General features: G+C 54.1%; 13 protein-coding genes. 4 read left to right on the top strand and 9 right to left on the bottom strand.

What is annotated here, in order from left to right; all coding sequences use genetic code 11:
* Nucleotides 1–17 precede the first annotated feature (17 nt).
* Both VMT71_11185 and VMT71_11180 read right to left on the bottom strand, forming a co-directional pair.
* On the bottom strand, nucleotides 18–2,390 hold the full coding sequence (locus VMT71_11185) for an ATP-binding protein (GenBank protein ID HVN24526.1): 2,373 nt from the start codon (nucleotides 2,388–2,390) through the stop codon (nucleotides 18–20).
* A 117-nt stretch (nucleotides 2,391–2,507) separates the two neighbouring features.
* Nucleotides 2,508–3,749, bottom strand: a complete 1,242-nt coding sequence (locus VMT71_11180; protein HVN24525.1) for a diguanylate cyclase — start codon at nucleotides 3,747–3,749, stop codon at nucleotides 2,508–2,510.
* 253 nt (nucleotides 3,750–4,002) lie between these two features.
* Between VMT71_11180 and VMT71_11175 the strand changes: the two genes are divergently transcribed.
* Nucleotides 4,003–4,692, top strand: a complete 690-nt coding sequence (locus VMT71_11175; protein ID HVN24524.1) for an FKBP-type peptidyl-prolyl cis-trans isomerase — start codon at nucleotides 4,003–4,005, stop codon at nucleotides 4,690–4,692.
* Nucleotides 4,693–4,739: 47 nt separating this feature from the next.
* On the opposite strand, the gene VMT71_11170 is transcribed toward VMT71_11175, so the two are convergent.
* The 4 genes from VMT71_11170 to VMT71_11155 form a co-directional block, all read right to left on the bottom strand.
* Entirely contained in the window at nucleotides 4,740–4,952 is a 213-nt protein-coding gene (locus tag VMT71_11170; protein ID HVN24523.1) for a helix-turn-helix transcriptional regulator, read from the bottom strand.
* Between the two features lie 382 nt (nucleotides 4,953–5,334).
* Nucleotides 5,335–5,856, bottom strand: a complete 522-nt coding sequence (locus VMT71_11165; GenBank protein ID HVN24522.1) for a gamma carbonic anhydrase family protein — start codon at nucleotides 5,854–5,856, stop codon at nucleotides 5,335–5,337.
* Nucleotides 5,857–5,981: 125 nt separating this feature from the next.
* Nucleotides 5,982–6,512: a 4Fe-4S dicluster domain-containing protein gene (locus VMT71_11160; protein ID HVN24521.1), complete on the bottom strand. Its 531-nt coding sequence runs from the start codon at nucleotides 6,510–6,512 to the stop codon at nucleotides 5,982–5,984.
* The gene (locus VMT71_11155; GenBank protein ID HVN24520.1) at nucleotides 6,509–8,671 is read right to left on the bottom strand and encodes a molybdopterin-dependent oxidoreductase; all 2,163 of its coding nucleotides are present in this window, start codon (nucleotides 8,669–8,671) and stop codon (nucleotides 6,509–6,511) included. Before VMT71_11155 ends, VMT71_11160 begins: the two co-directional genes overlap by 4 nt.
* A 142-nt stretch (nucleotides 8,672–8,813) precedes the next feature.
* Between VMT71_11155 and VMT71_11150 the strand changes: the two genes are divergently transcribed.
* Genes VMT71_11150 through amrB form a run of 3 tightly spaced genes read left to right on the top strand, consistent with a single transcriptional unit; the run spans nucleotide 8,814 to nucleotide 13,637 of the window.
* Nucleotides 8,814–11,075, top strand: a complete 2,262-nt coding sequence (locus VMT71_11150) for a hypothetical protein (protein HVN24519.1) — start codon at nucleotides 8,814–8,816, stop codon at nucleotides 11,073–11,075.
* Between the two features lie 7 nt (nucleotides 11,076–11,082).
* Nucleotides 11,083–12,192 carry an AmmeMemoRadiSam system radical SAM enzyme gene (gene amrS / locus VMT71_11145; GenBank protein ID HVN24518.1) on the top strand — a complete coding sequence of 370 codons (1,110 nt, stop codon included), beginning with the start codon at nucleotides 11,083–11,085 and terminating at the stop codon, nucleotides 12,190–12,192.
* Nucleotides 12,147–13,637, top strand: a complete 1,491-nt coding sequence (gene amrB, locus VMT71_11140) for an AmmeMemoRadiSam system protein B (GenBank protein HVN24517.1) — start codon at nucleotides 12,147–12,149, stop codon at nucleotides 13,635–13,637. Before amrS ends, amrB begins: the two co-directional genes overlap by 46 nt.
* 2 nt (nucleotides 13,638–13,639) lie before the next feature.
* Here the strand turns inward: amrB and VMT71_11135 are convergent, their stop codons facing one another.
* The 3 genes from VMT71_11135 to VMT71_11125 form a co-directional block, all read right to left on the bottom strand.
* On the bottom strand, nucleotides 13,640–13,912 hold the full coding sequence (locus VMT71_11135) for a hypothetical protein (GenBank protein ID HVN24516.1): 273 nt from the start codon (nucleotides 13,910–13,912) through the stop codon (nucleotides 13,640–13,642).
* A 123-nt stretch (nucleotides 13,913–14,035) separates the two neighbouring features.
* Nucleotides 14,036–14,221 carry a hypothetical protein gene (locus VMT71_11130; GenBank protein HVN24515.1) on the bottom strand — a complete coding sequence of 62 codons (186 nt, stop codon included), beginning with the start codon at nucleotides 14,219–14,221 and terminating at the stop codon, nucleotides 14,036–14,038.
* An 85-nt stretch (nucleotides 14,222–14,306) separates the two neighbouring features.
* Nucleotides 14,307–14,522 (bottom strand): transcriptional coactivator p15/PC4 family protein, encoded by a 216-nt coding sequence (locus VMT71_11125; GenBank protein ID HVN24514.1) that lies wholly within the window; start codon nucleotides 14,520–14,522, stop codon nucleotides 14,307–14,309.
* Between the last annotated feature and the right edge of the window lie 76 nt (nucleotides 14,523–14,598).

The following is a 14,598-nucleotide window of genomic DNA, read 5'->3' as shown; positions in this document are numbered from 1 at the left end:
CAAGCGAAACGCCAAGGTCAAATTCTGACCATTGCCCCATCCAGCACTCTCCGCACAGTCTCCGCCAGTTCCCGCTTCAGGACAGGCTTCATCGCAAAGGCAGAGATACCTACTTCATGCGCTGTCTCGGGTGATACGGTTTCGCTGTGCCCTGTACAGAGAATGACAGGCAGTTCCTTTCGCACCTTGAGCATCTTCTGGGCGAGACTCATGCCACTCATATCAGGCATGGTTTGATCGGTAATGACGAGATCGAATTCCGACGGGTCTTCGCGGAACAGGTCCCAGGCTTCCGAACCGTTACGCGCAGTGGTCACGTGGTACCCGAGGTCACCAAGCACTTGCGACACCATCTCCACGAGTAGTTCCTCATCGTCGACAAAGAGTATCCGCTCTGTGCCCCTGAGTGGCGCGTCAGTCGTTGCTGCCTCTTTCGTGGTCCTTGGTTTCTGCGCTTGAGGTAAGAACACCTCGAAGGTCGATCCCTGTCCTGGTTGGCTTTGCGCCGTGATAGTGCCTCCGTGGCTCTTGACTATACCATAGGCCACCGCAAGGCCCATGCCGGTGCCTTGCCCGGGCTCCTTGGTCGTGAAGAAGGGCTCGAAGATTCTTTCGCGTACCTCGTCTGTCATGCCGGTTCCGGTATCGCTCACCGTTAATTTCACATACGTACCCGGCTTCATATCGGGATCAAGAGAAACATTGCGCTCGGGAAAGGTAGTCGAAGAGAGCCGTGTGGTGAGAAGCCCCCCATTCTCCCGCATAGCGTAGGCCGCGTTGGTAACAAGATTCATGATCACCTGCTGGAGCTGCGTGGGTTCACCAAGGACGCAGTCGTCCTTTGTGTCAACGGCAAGGCGCATCTCGATGATGCTCGGCAGAGACGCCCGGAGTAACGCGTGCGTCTCTCTAATGAGGGAGGTGAGGCTCAATTCTTTCAGTTCCCCCTCGGCGTTGCGGCTGAAGGCGAGTATCTGTTTGACCAGGTCCCTGCCTCTGAGTCCCGCTTTCAACACCCGCTCCATTTTATGTTGTACGTCCGGTCTGTCCGAAACGTCCTCGATAACCATCTCGGTGAACCCGAGCATGGCGGCGAGTATGTTGTTGAAGTCGTGGGCGATGCCTCCTGCGAGGGTACCAAGCGCTTCCATCTTCTGCGCCTGGCGGAGCTGGTCTTCCAAGCGCAGCTGTCCGGTAATGTCCCTGCAAACGCCGACCTGGTTAATAACCTTCCCTGTATCGTCCTTGATCGGCCCGACGGACGTTTCCGTTTCGATAAGCCCGCCGTCTTTTCTTCTTCTCGTGATGCGTCCCGTCCATACATTCCCGGCATTGATTGTCGCCCAGATCAGCGTTGAGCTCTGGCCAGAGTCGTCGGCACGCGTCTTCCAGATGCGCTGCCCGATCAGCTCTTCTTCACGGTAGCCGAGCATCCTGCAGAAGGCCTTGTTCGCGTACACAATGGTGCCGTCAGGGGCATTCACAAAAACCCCTTCGACGGCCTGCTCGATTGCCGTCGTAAGGAGGCGCAGTTCCTTCTCGACCTTCCTGCGCTCCTCTACTTCAACCTGGAGAACTTCATAAGCGTTGTTGAGCTCAGCAGTCCGTTCCCTGACCCGGCCCTCCAGTTCGTCACGGGCTTTCTTGAGCGCCTCCTTGGCAAGACTCTGTTCCGTGAGATCACACACGAGACCACGGTTCTGGAACCGCAGCCTCACCGAGGCGATCCTGACCGTGTGAACCCGCTGAGCGACAACGAACATCATGATCCCAAAGAGAAGGGTCATACCGCCCATGGCCAGACGAAGCTCGTCCCCGAGCAGCGCAAAATGAACGATGATCGGAGTCAGGGCGGGTACGCTGTAGGCGAGAAAAGCAGTCATTATGCTGGAGAATGCCGCGGCGGCACCAGCCACCATGCCCCCGACCACAAAGGCGAGAAAAGTTTCATGCGCAAGGGATTCGACCGGAAAGAGGAAGATAGCCGCGGAACCCCATGCGACACCCGATAATGCCAGCCCGATGGCAAACCTCTTACCCCAGCGGGCGGCCTGTGCTGCTTCCGGTGGCTCTCGCCAATATGCACGAATATCGCGATACCGCAAAAGGCTTATCACCGCCAGCAACGCGATCCACACTATCAGATTAGAATGCGGTGTGACACTTCTTTGGATGACAACAATAAGGAGAGCATTAATTGCTGACGCGAGCAGACCCGGCATTGAATTGCTATAAAGTTGCCTGACCTGCTCTGCGTAAACTTCTCTATCCTCATCGGCTGCGACGTCTCCAGAATGTCGCTGAGATTGCGGGTATACGGAAGTATCCGTATCACGCGACTCGCGGATTGTATGCTCGGTAGGCCCGTAAAGACGCTGTGATTTGCTCATGCCTTCTGCGGAGGACCAATCAGGCAGCACTTTCCAGGATACTCAACGCCTCCGCTACTGCAACAACAGTACAATGTTCCCCGGTCTCCTGTCAAATACCTTATGCTCCCCGGGAATCTAACCCTGCCTGGTCCGTTTCTTCTCGTACATCAAGGCGTCTGCCTGGGCAATGAGTGCATCGAGAGAAGACGGGTTTCCCGGGTCATAGCGCGCGACTCCCGCGCTCAGCGACAGAGGATACCTTCTCCTGCTGCGCCTACCGCACGCATCAAGAGCGTTCTCGAGGCGACCAATGAGCGCGCTTCCCTTTCCATCGGCAGTATCTACTGCGAGGACAGCAAACTCGTCCCCTCCCAAGCGTCCGATAATGTCTGATTTTCTGAACGTTTCCTTCAGCACCCCCGCAATTTCAATCAGCGCCTGGTCACCCTCCTGATGACCCCATGCGTCATTGATCTCTTTCAGGTTATCCAAGTCGGCAAAGAAAAGAAGGAGCTCCTGCCTTGCCCTCTCGGCTATTCTAAGCTGTTGCTCGGAAAGCACAAAGAAACCCCGTCGGTTGTACAGGCCGGTGAGGTCATCCAGCAACGACATCCTCTGGAGCTTCTCTTCGAGTCGTTTCCGTTCGGTCACGTCGCGAACATTGCACTGGACAAGTTTTCTCTCTTCCACATCGTGGAGATTGCTCACACACTGTACCGTTATTTCCTGTCCCTGCTTGGTAACAAGCGTCACGTCCTGGTGACGGAGCGTTCCTTGTTGCTGAAGCTCTCTGAAAGCCGTTTCGCCTTCGTCGCTGCTTCCGAAGAGACCGGTCTTCCAGCAGTTCTTACCCAGGAGTTCCTCGCGCGTGTAGCCCAGCATGGAGAGCAGGGACGGGTTCACGTCCTCTACTACTCCCGTGTCGCTATTCAGGATCAGGATACCGTCCTGGGTTGTCTCAAAAAGTCTCCGGTAACGAAGCTCCGACGCATGCAGCGCATCCTCTGCCCGCTTGATACGGAGCATAGCCTGCACACGTGCCAGGAGTTCTTTGTTGGAAACAGGCTTCACGAGGTAGCCGTCTGCCCCGACGTTGAGCCCGTCCGCCTGATACTCGGATGAGGTCTGGACTCCGGATAGCAGAATGACGAACGTACTCCTCAGACGTTCGTCCGATTTGATGTGCCTGCACAGCTCGATTCCTGTCATATCTGGGAGCATCACATCCAAAAGGACCAAGTCAGGGTGATCCCTTAGCAGGATTTCGAGACATTCTTTGCCCGTTGAGGCCTGCCCGACTTCGTAACCCGCTTTTCTCAAGAGTTGAGTCGTAAGCAGGAGCAGGTCGGGATCATCATCCACGACAAGTATTTTCATTTCGCCCATTCTTGTATAGTGTGTAACCCCGCAAGTAATTTATGCATTTAACCCGGGGATTGCCACTTTTCTCCGCGCCTGTGCTTGCGGCCATTCCGTAGCTTTATCGGCCGTCCCACTCGTTTAAATGACCCCTTCCGCCGCCAGAGGCTGTGCCTTTTTGCTCCTTTCCTTATTCGCACAACGCCTTGCATTGTCAGCATCCCGGGCGTAGAATGTGGCCAGCATCTCAATAGCAGCAAAAGGAGTAACCATGAAAGTGAGATTAGCTACAGTCGCAGTCGCTCTGCTTTTCTTTGCGTCCAGCGTGTACGCTGCAGACGAGATGATCCCGAAAACACCCAAGGAGAAAATCAGCTACATCATCGGCGTTCAGCTCGGTAACGATATGAAAAGGGAGTCTATCGAGCTTGATCCTGCGTTTGTCGCCAAGGGCCTGCAGGATCTGCTTCTCGGCAATGAGCTTTTAATAGGGGATAAGGAAGCAAAGGACTTCGTCGCGGCGTATCAGAAGGAGAAGGCCGCGAGACTTGCTGAAGAGAGAAAGAAACTTGGTGAAAAGAATAGAGAGGAGGGGGTTGCCTTCCTGGCTAAGAACAAGGAGAAGGAAGGCGTCAAAACCCTGCCCAGCGGCCTCCAGTACAAAGTGCTCAAGGAGGGTGCAGGCAGGGCACCGAAGGCTACTGATACAGTGGTTACCCAGTTCAAGGGAACATTCATCAATGGTGCAGAGTTCGACAGCTCCTACCGAAGGAACGAGCCGATGACGCTCCGGGTCAACGCGATTATACCTGGCTGGACTGAGGCCTTGCAGTTGATGAAAGAAGGCTCAAAGTGGCAGCTCTTTGTCCCGCCAGAACTCGCGTATGGTGAGCAGGGGGCCGGTCCCGTTGGCCCGAACGCGACGCTCATATTCGAGGTCGAGCTTGTAGCAGTGAAGTGACCGCCGGGCGCGGCGGGTGCATAGTGCGATCTTTAGCGTGGAAGGCGCTAGGACCTGAAGAACGTGTCGGCAAATCTGATAAGCTGTACGCGTTTCTTGATACCCAATTTCCGGTAGATGTTCAGAAGATGTGCCTTTATGGTGGAAGGGCTCACCTCAAGACTTTGAGCCATTTCCTCCGTAGTTAAACCATCCACTGCCAGTAGAACCACTTCCCTCTCTCTCTGGCTGAGCGTTGTTTCAACGTTTTCACTGAGCATATACCCCTCCAGAAATACTCGTTTCAGGCGTGGCCACACCCTATTCCTTAACGCGTGCAGCAGTCGTTCCTCTGACGTCAGATCGCATGAGGACGCAAACTCTCCTCGACCTTGATGCGCCTCTCCCCTCTGCTATCGCACCGAAAATCACAGCAAGGCTCGGGCCATTGCTCCCACTCCACTATCTGACCGAAATCAGAGGATTTTTTTTCACATCGCGATTTTGTGATGAACGTACATGAAGGGTATTTCCTACATCACGGAAGGGGCGACCGTAACCACACACGTCGAAAGTATCTGTAATCACATACGTACCGGTCTGGAGGTTTCCGTCCTGCTCCGCTCCCAGCGTTTGCAGGTTTTTGTGGACAGTCGCTACGGCTCAAGTTCTATGCATGCCTATACTCAGGTACTTTTTTGCCAGACCCGCATAGAGCTCCACGCTGTAGTTCTGGCGATCCATATCGTCTTTGGTGCTATCCCGCACCTTCTTTGAGGGATTGCCCGCCACGACAACAGAGGCAGCTACCTGTTGTTCCTGCTTTACCACGGCGCCTTCGGCCACGATGGATCGGCTGCCTACCTCTGACCTGATGCTCAGGATAGCACCCATGCCGATTGTGACTGAATCACCAATTGACCGCGCGTGGACAATTGCCCCATGGCCCACAACGACCCTGTTGCCTATGGCACATCTCTCACCGGGTGGTGCGTGAACAACCACGCCCTCCTCTATCACAGATTCATCGCCGACGAGGATGGTGCCGTAGTCGCCGCGGAGAATTGCCCCGTGGCCAACGTAACAGCTGTTGCCTATCCGCACGTCCCCGATAACTTGCGCGGTCTCGCTCACGTACGTGTCGTCACCGGTGCTCGGAACTCTTCCATCAAAACTGAAAAGCATAGATGCCTCCTGAATTCGGGGTGTTCATTGCGTATAGCGTATCGGTGGCGGTCGAATGCCATCACTACTCCGGACGACGAGCGTGCGGTGGTGGTCTCAACGCCGTCCTCCGGTACTTGCGAGTCTTACCCCGGTGCAGTGAGGTTAGGATTAAAAGACAACACGATCTTGACAGAAGCCGCCTTCGCTTTTTCCTCGGTCAGCTTTTCGATCGGCCCGAAGCCCAACGCCTTGGTGGGACAGGTACGCACGCAGGCAGGCTCGAGACCCTGGGTAACCCTGGCAACGCAGAAGTCGCACTTTCGCATGAAGCTGCCTTCAGGAAACTGGGGTGCGCCAAACGGACATGCGGTAGCACACGCATGACAGCCTATGCAGCGGTCTCTATCTACTACCACAATCCCATTTTCGGCTGTTTTTGAAATTGCCTCGTTCGGGCAGACCGTGACGCACGGCGCATCGCTGCAATGCATGCATGCCAGGGAGACATATCTGATACTGACCGCTGGATAGGTGCCCGTCTCTATCCTGCTTACGTGCCTGAAAGTGGAACCGTCACCCGGCATGTCGTTCTGGTCAAAGCAAGCCGACATGCATGCCATGCACCCGCTGCAGCGGGAAAGATCGAAGGAAAATCCGAGCTGTGGCGTTTTCATGCGTTACCTTCCGTGAGTTTTTTCACTTCACACAATAGTGATTTAAATCCCGGAAAACCAGATACTGGATCACGGTAATCAGCCTCTATGAGCTGATTCACGCTCGCTTCGGGATAGTCATGGTACATGTTCACCACACCGGGAGGCACTATCTCTGTGAGGTTAGCCTTCACCCTGATTGCGTTTCGCGATGTCGAGAGACTGACCCAATCCTCTTGAGCGATACCTCTCGTTCGTGCATCCTGTGGATTTATGTCTACCATAGGGTCAGGACGCAGACTTCGCGTCCACTCAAGACGAAAGGTCCGAGAGTGGACGAACATGGGAAGCCGCGAGCCCGTTGTAAGGATAAGGGGAAAATCCTTTGCTGTCTCCGGGGTTGACCGCGGGCTCAGCTTCGGCTCTTTGTAAACCGGCAGAGCATCGTATCCTGTCTCCCTCAGGATAGTTGAAGCAAACTCCATCTTTCCCGAGGGAGTGGCAAAGCCATTCTTCTTATATTTTTGAAAGGGAGGCGCCTTCGCGCTCTTGACAGTATATCCAGCAGGATATTTCTTCAACTCTTTAAGTGTCAGCCTGGTAGGCTCAAGCATCCAATCGATACAGGCTTCGTACCCCTTCTGCATAAGATCGTCATGCGGCACCATACGATTCGCCAGATCAAAGATGATCTCAGCGTCGGAGCGGGACTCCCACAAAGGCCGGATCACAGGCTGCGTCCATATGACATGCTGCTCAGGATAGAACTTCAGTTCACTCCTTTCAAAAGAAGTGCATGCCGGAAGTACCAGGTCGGAGAGCCTTGTGGTATCAGTCATGAATATATCCGTCGTCACCAGGAAGTCGAGTTTCTTGAGGCTCGCGGCCATGAAATCCTGACCCGGCCACATTCGGTAATTCAGACCGAAGCCGAGCATTCCCCGTACAGGGTACGGTTTACCACTCTCGATCTGAAACGGGAGATACATGGCTTGTGCTTCGGGAACAACCCTGCACCAGGCGGGATGCACATCCTGTCCTATGCGCGGCGCCATCTCATTCCAGGAGCGAGGTTCCTCAAACTCAGGCTCACGTGTGACAAGCCCCGGACTCTGCTGGTAAAGGTAAGCAGGAGGCACAACCGGATTACCTCCGGCAACGTCGTAATTACCCGTAAGGCCGACAAGCATCACTATGGCGCGATGGTTCTGCAGTCCGTTCGTATGATGTGTCGTAGGGCTCGCGCTATTCATCATGGCAGCCGGTTTTGTGGTAGCGTAAAGTCGTGCGGCCTGAACTATTTTTTCAGCACTGACACCGGTAATCTCCTCTGCCACACCAGGGGAAAAACCGGCGACATATGCCCGGTATTCCTCGAATCCAAGCGTGTAGTTTTGCACGAACTCGTTATCATACAGGCCTTCTGTGATGATCACATTGGCCATGCTGAGCGCCAGCGCACCGGATGTGCCCGGCCTTATGCGCAGGTGTATGTCTGCGTGAGCCGTCATTGGCGTGATCAGAGGCCCCACGTCTATGATCTTGAGCCCCCTCTCTCGAGCTTTGATAATGTTCCTCGCGAGAGTAGTGTTCGTATAAAAGGGGTTGGTGCTCCACACAAGAAGGCAGTTTGCGCGCTTGAAATCAGCCGGCCCCATGGCTCCATACGTGAGTGCACACGCCATGAAGCTGGCCCTGAAACAGGTGCTTGACTCCGTGCAGTAGTTTGGTGAGCCGAAGCTATGCGCCAGGCGCTTCAGAAAAGGCCTCATCCACTTGGGAAAGCCTGCATAAAAGACAACCGCTTCAGGGCCGGATTCTTCCTTTATCTTAAGGAATCGGCTCGCCGCGAAATCGAGCGCTTCCTTCCATGAGATAGGAACAAAATGGCCTGATTCCCGGTCGCCTTTCCTGATGAGCGGAGTGCGAATTCTGTCCTTGTGGTAGATGTACTGCCTGTTGGCATTGCCCTTGGAGCAGAGCGTCCCTTCGCTGTGGGGATTCTCCTTCGTTCCTTCAACCTTGACCACCATTCCGTTCTTCACGTAGGCGTCAACGCCGCAGTGGGAGAGGGGATTGCAGATAGAACAGATGGTTTTACGGACTTCAATGCCCGTCTCCACACCCGGTACCTTGCCCTGCTCGAAGTCCTGATATCTGTATTCAGATTCACGATGCATAGGAGCGTCTCCTCACTATTCTCCCTTTACTGCGGTTCAGTTCATGCATATTAACACGCGGGCCAGGTCAAGAACAAGCTCAGCTCATTGATGAAGCCACTCTCTTTTCTACCCGCGTTGTAATTCGTGGTACTATTCTTTCATGCTTATCATCGCGCTGCTGGTACTGGGGCTTGGCGGTATTGTTGCCCAGACATTGCTTTTACGGGAAATGCTCATTCTTTTTTCGGGCAATGAATTGTCTCTGTGCGTTGTGATCAGTTCGTGGGTTGTTGCCGAGGCGCTGGGAGCGTTCATAGCCGGTATCTGGTCACAAAAAAGAGTTGTCGATGTAAAACTGTACACGTGGGCAACGCTCCTCTTCTCAGCTGCCTTTCCGCTAAGCATTTATGCCACCCGCCTCTTCAAGGTAATCACAGGCATTCCTCCGGAGATAGCCCTCGGTCTTGCGTCTGTCCTTTGGGGCTCCTTCGTCCTTCTCCTGCCCACCGGCTTCCTGCATGGTTTTTTGTTCTCGCTGGCGTGCGCATTGTACGCCGCTGCTAACCCCACAACGCCTTCTCCCGCAGGGAGGGTGTACTTTTACGAAACTGTCGGCACTATTCTCGGCGGATTTGTGGTGAGCTACGTGTGCATTCCCCATGTGCACGCTTTCCATACGGCTTTTGGGATCTGTTTGCTGAATGGCATCTGCTCTCTTTTCCTGCTCTCACGTGCTCGCATCAGGAAATCTACTCTCACGTATGCGCTGACAGCAGGGCTCCTGGTAGCTCTGCCGGCCTTTGTGCTGCTGACACGGTCAGATAGTCTGCACGAACTCACAGTGAAAAAGAGCTTCGCGGGCCGTGACCTCGTTTACTACGAGAATTCCTTTTACCAGAACATCGCTGTAGCCAGGACACAGGGGCAGTACACTTTTTTCAGCAACGGGCTACCATTGGTCACGACACCCGTTCCCGACCTTGTATCCGTCGAGGAGTTCGTCCATTTTTCGTTGGCTGCGCATCCTTCCCCCGAGAGAATTCTTTTCCTTGGAGGAGGGGCCGGCGGGGCCGTTCATGAAGCGCTCAAGTATCCATCGGTCAGGAGGATAGACTACGTAGAATTGGATCCGGCGATGCTGCAGGCCATCAGGAGTTTCTCTACGCCGTTGACTGAAGAGGAGCTGACCGATACGCGCGTGCATCTGCATTACGCCGATGGGAGACGATTCATCCGGGAAACAGATTCCACGTACGATGTCATTTTACTCGCTACGGCTTCTCCATCAAACCTTCGAGAGAACCGCTTCTTCACTGAGGAATTCTTTGCACTTGTCAGGAACAGGCTTGACCAATCTGGTATTCTTGCGTTCAGGCTGCCCGGGTCCCTGGCCTATTACAACTCTGAACTTAAAAGCCTCAACACATCGGCCCTGCATTCGTTGCGATCACCGTTCCCGTACCAGTACGTGATCCCGGGGGATACCAACATAGTGCTGGCCTCTCGATCGGCCCAGGTATCAGACATAACAGCGAGCCTGCTCTACACAAGGCTCATGTCATCTCACGTTTCCACCAATCTCATTACAAAGACACATCTGGAGGACCGTCTCCAGCAACGAAGACGTGACTGGTTTCATGCTGCGCTGGGTAATGCCCAAGCCCTCGCCAACCATGATTTCCTGCCCGCAGGCGTCTTCTATGCGTTGGCTTACGAGAACGTCATGTTGACCCCCTTCCTGAAACCTTTATTCGACTGGGGACAGAAGGTCACCTTTCATCTGGCCGCAGCCGTTATCTTGCTTCTCTTCGGTGCGGCTCTGCTTATAGGCAGGCGATGGCCAGGCGTCTCGCTGCCATTGGTCATCGGCAGCACAGGGCTTGCAGGCATGACCCTCGAGTTGCTTCTCATCTTCGGTTTTCAGGTGGTGTACGGCTACGTATTCTATGAGATAGCCCTGCTGCTCACCGCTTTCATGGCCGGCATAGCAGCCGGCAGCCTCCTCGCTGCGGCGTCCTTGCGCCGGGTTCAAGAGGAGTTCATCCTGCTGCTCACCGAAGCCGGACTTGCTCTCTACGTCGTCCTTGTGATCGCCATCTTTCATCTCCTCTCTTTCTCTCTCACGGCACGGCCTATAGCCCTGCACCTCCTTTTTCTCGTGCTGCTGTTCGCTTCGGGCATCTTCATCGGTCTTGAATTCCCCCTGGCTTCGAGTATCTACCGGTCTGCCCGCCCCCTCCAGCGAAGGGTGGGTGCTCTTTATGCTGCTGATCTCGTCGGCGGCTGCGCAGGGGGGCTTTTCGTGGGTCTTCTGTTCTTCCCTCTACTGGGACTTTTCAGCACTCTCTTTCTCATGGTGTTGCTCAAAGCTTGCACCTTCATCTTCTTGTTCCTCCACCGCAAACGAGCTATACTTATATGAGTAAGGCATGATCAGTCGGCGCCTTTTTCTGAAGACCATCTGCCTCGCGTCTCTTGCCCTCAGGTTAGAGGCGAAGGAACTGTCTAAGCCGGCAAGCTACACCAAGGAAGCCAGATACTACCGGAAACTGAGCGATCCGAAAAATAGTGTTAGTTGTGCGCTCTGCCCGAGGGGATGCACAATCCCTGACGGCGAGACGGGTTTCTGCCGCGCCAGAAAAAACAACAAGGGTACACTTTACTCGCTTGGGTACGGGCTGCCCTGCGCGGTGCATGTCGACCCTATCGAGAAAAAACCTTTTTATCACGTGCGGCCCACCAGCGCTTCCTTCTCCATCGCAAGTGCCGGCTGCAATCTGCGCTGCAAATTCTGCCAGAACTGGCAGATATCTCAGGTGTCGCCGTCGGATACCTTAAACGAGCAGCTTCCCCCAGAGGCAGTGATAGAGGCTGCGCTGGCATCCCGCTGCGAGAGTATCGCCCACACGTATACGGAGCCGACAAATTTCTACGAGTATATGCTGGACGTGGCAATGCTCGCCAAGAAAAGGGGCGTCCTCAGCGTCTACCACTCGAATGGTTACATCAACCAGGAACCACTGAAAGAGCTCTGCAAGTATATCGATGCAGCGGACATTGACCTCAAGGGGTTCAGCCAGGCATTCTACAGCAAGTTCTGCGAAGGCGAGCTGAAGCCGGTGCTCGAAACACTCAAGACCTTGAAGGAAAAGGGAGTCTGGCTGGAGATAACAAACCTGGTCATCACAGGACAGAACGATGATCCTGCCATGATTGCAGAGATGTGTTCATGGATAAAGACAAACCTCGGGCCTGATGTGCCGGTTCACTTTTCCCGCTTCTTTCCCATGTACAAGATGACAAATGTTGCGCCCACCCCTGTGCCGATTATCGAACGGGCGAGAGATATTGCCTTGAAGGCCGGATTACATTATGCTTATACGGGAAATGTGCCGGGGAATGCTGGTGAAAACACCTATTGCCCCGGCTGTCAGCGACCGATAATCAGAAGGGCGGGCTACAGCGTAGTAGCGAACGAGGTAAAGAAGGGTAAATGCAAATTCTGCGGGACAGTGATAAAGGGTTTATGGTCCACATAAGATTTCTTTGTGCGTTCATCCTCGTCTTTGTTTGCGTTCACCATGCCTGGTCACAGGCCAAACCGCCGTCTCTCCAGAAAGCCGTCGTGGCCGGCGCCTTCTACCCGTCAGACAAGAAACAACTTGAGCAGAGAATTGACGTTCTCCTGAAGGAGGCGGAAGGCAAGGTCCAGAAGAATTCGCAAGCACCCCTGGGCCTCGTGGTCCCTCATGCAGGTTACGACTACTCCGGCAGGGTAGCTGCAGTAGCCTACCGGCAGATAGCAGGTAAACCCTACAAGACAGTCTTTATCCTGGGCCCGAGCCACTATGCCCCCTATCAGGGCGTCTCTATCTATCCTTACGGCGCATGGGAAACGCCGCTGGGCAGGGTTCCAATCGACGAACAATCGGCAGCCTCCCTCATGGAGCAGTGCAGCTTTGTGCGATACCTGGCTCCTGCATTCGAGAGAGAGCATTCTGTCGAGGTGCAATTGCCCTTCCTTCAGAAAGTGCTCGAGAATTTCAAGATCGTGCCTCTGGTAATCGGAAAGATGAGCGGGCCCGAATTGCGCTCGCTCGCCGACTATCTCGCCACCCGCATAGAGCAGAACCCAGGCAGGGTACTCGTCATTGCATCCTCCGACCTCTCGCACTACCATCCCTACCATGAAGCCAATGCGATGGACAGGACAACCCTCAAACTGATCGAAGCTGTTGATTTGAGAACACTCAGGAAGAGTATGGAGTCGGGCACGAGCGAGCTCTGCGGCTCTCAGGCGGTCACCACACTCATGCGTGTTGCGGAAAATACGGGCGCACGAGCAAGGCTTCTTGAATACGCCAATTCGGGCGACGTCAGCGGAGACAGGGTGCGCGTGGTAGGTTACGGAGTTGTAGGCTTTTATCCTGCCGAACCAAACATTGCCCTGAGCGAAAAGGAGCAAAAGATACTGCTTCAGATTGCCCGGCGCACGCTCGAAGGACAGGCCATGGGTAATGGAATTCCCCGAATCGATGTGGTAGCTGAAAAGCTCATGGAGAAGCGGGGTGTGTTCGTCACGCTACAGAAGAAAGCTATGCTGCGGGGATGCATCGGCTACGTCAAGCCAGTGCAGCCTCTGGCCATGGCTGTATCTGAGATGACCATAGCCGCAAGCAGCCACGATCCTCGCTTTCCTGCGGTCGATTCCGCAGAGCTCAAAGATATCCGTATCGAGATATCGGTCCTCAGCTCTATGAAGAGGGTTCGAGATACGGCTGAAATCAAGGTAGGGCAGCACGGCCTCTATATAACCAAAGGCGACAACGCAGGCCTTCTGCTGCCTCAAGTTGCGAGCTCCACTGGTTGGAATCGCGAGGAATTCCTTAATCAGACATGCATCAAAGCGGGCTTGCCGCCAGCTGCGTGGAAAGAAAAAGATGCACAGACCTACGTCTTCTCAGCCCAGATCTTTTCAGAATAGCTCTATAGCATATTCTTGACTCTCAGCTCGAGCTCGCGCATCACTGATTTTGAAAGCCTGGGCGAGCCATCTTCTCTCACCTTGTGAGGCTTGACTTTCCTCACCGCCTCGACCACTGCGTCAGTCACGGTCAGGCTTCTCGTCATAAAGTAGCTGAAAGCCCAGCTCGTGATTTCGTATTTTTCTTCTTCGCTGAGGCCGAAGAACCTGAACACGTGTGCCGCTCCGCAAATGAAGTGCCCTGATATGGTGGTTTCTGCGATCGAGCCGGTCATCAACAGGCTCAAGGCAATTCTACTGAACAATGCCTGTCCGGTGATACGGCTGAAAACCGGGAAAGCGCGCTCAAACAGTTACAGAAATCAGATGCCGGCTATCCTCCCGCATTATTAGCGGAGTTACGCTTGAGTCTCATCCGTCGACGATTTTTCAATCTCCAGGTTCTCAGTCTCTGCAGTCGGACTGCCCGGCTCGTTTTGGGGTTTGATGCCAAATCGCCGCTGCCTCTTTTCCTCCTGCTTCTGAAGCCGAACCAATTCTTTCCTCCGCTTCTCACCCTTAAATTGCCCGCGATGTTTTGCCAAGTCAACCTCCTCGATTCATGCGTTAGCAACCGTGATTCAGCGACTCTCCAGGTCAGGCGCGACGCCGAACTCCGCCTTTCGCGGTTTATTCTGCCATTAATTTCTTTTGAGCGTCTTTCAAAAGCTCAACAACTGCATTCAAGTTTTCAGGTTGCAGCGAGATGCCTTCGGGCGTGGGTGAGAGTTCACCGTCATTGATGATTTGATAAACCCTGAGGTCCACAACCTTTGCCCCTTTTTGATCTTCCACGGTAACCATTATTCTATGCTTAGAGTTCTTTGCTATTTTTCCGACCAACACGTGAAACCTCCTTTAGCTTTTGTCTTGTATCAGAGATGAGCATACTTCTCCCCTTTTTTACTCAGCGTCAATCTTG

It is taken from the genome of Syntrophorhabdales bacterium (genome assembly GCA_035541455.1).
GTDB lineage: Bacteria > Desulfobacterota > Syntrophorhabdia > Syntrophorhabdales > WCHB1-27 > JADGQN01.
The sequence above is the reverse complement of the archived record's forward strand: the minus strand, read 5'-3'. Positions and strand labels throughout refer to the sequence as shown.

What these genes read in the sequence shown, in the direction of transcription:
- VMT71_11185 (HVN24526.1), bottom strand. Translation starts at nt 2,390, where the DNA reads ATGAGCAAATCACAGCGTCTTTACGGGCCTACCGAGCATACAATCCGC.
- VMT71_11180 (HVN24525.1), bottom strand. Translation starts at nt 3,749, where the DNA reads ATGAAAATACTTGTCGTGGATGATGATCCCGACCTGCTCCTGCTTACG.
- VMT71_11175 (HVN24524.1), top strand. Translation starts at nt 4,003, where the DNA reads ATGAAAGTGAGATTAGCTACAGTCGCAGTCGCTCTGCTTTTCTTTGCG.
- VMT71_11170 (HVN24523.1), bottom strand. Translation starts at nt 4,952, where the DNA reads ATGCTCAGTGAAAACGTTGAAACAACGCTCAGCCAGAGAGAGAGGGAA.
- VMT71_11165 (HVN24522.1), bottom strand. Translation starts at nt 5,856, where the DNA reads ATGCTTTTCAGTTTTGATGGAAGAGTTCCGAGCACCGGTGACGACACG.
- VMT71_11160 (HVN24521.1), bottom strand. Translation starts at nt 6,512, where the DNA reads ATGAAAACGCCACAGCTCGGATTTTCCTTCGATCTTTCCCGCTGCAGC.
- VMT71_11155 (HVN24520.1), bottom strand. Translation starts at nt 8,671, where the DNA reads ATGCATCGTGAATCTGAATACAGATATCAGGACTTCGAGCAGGGCAAG.
- VMT71_11150 (HVN24519.1), top strand. Translation starts at nt 8,814, where the DNA reads ATGCTTATCATCGCGCTGCTGGTACTGGGGCTTGGCGGTATTGTTGCC.
- amrS (HVN24518.1), top strand. Translation starts at nt 11,083, where the DNA reads ATGATCAGTCGGCGCCTTTTTCTGAAGACCATCTGCCTCGCGTCTCTT.
- amrB (HVN24517.1), top strand. Translation starts at nt 12,147, where the DNA reads ATGCAAATTCTGCGGGACAGTGATAAAGGGTTTATGGTCCACATAAGA.
- VMT71_11135 (HVN24516.1), bottom strand. Translation starts at nt 13,912, where the DNA reads ATGACCGGCTCGATCGCAGAAACCACCATATCAGGGCACTTCATTTGC.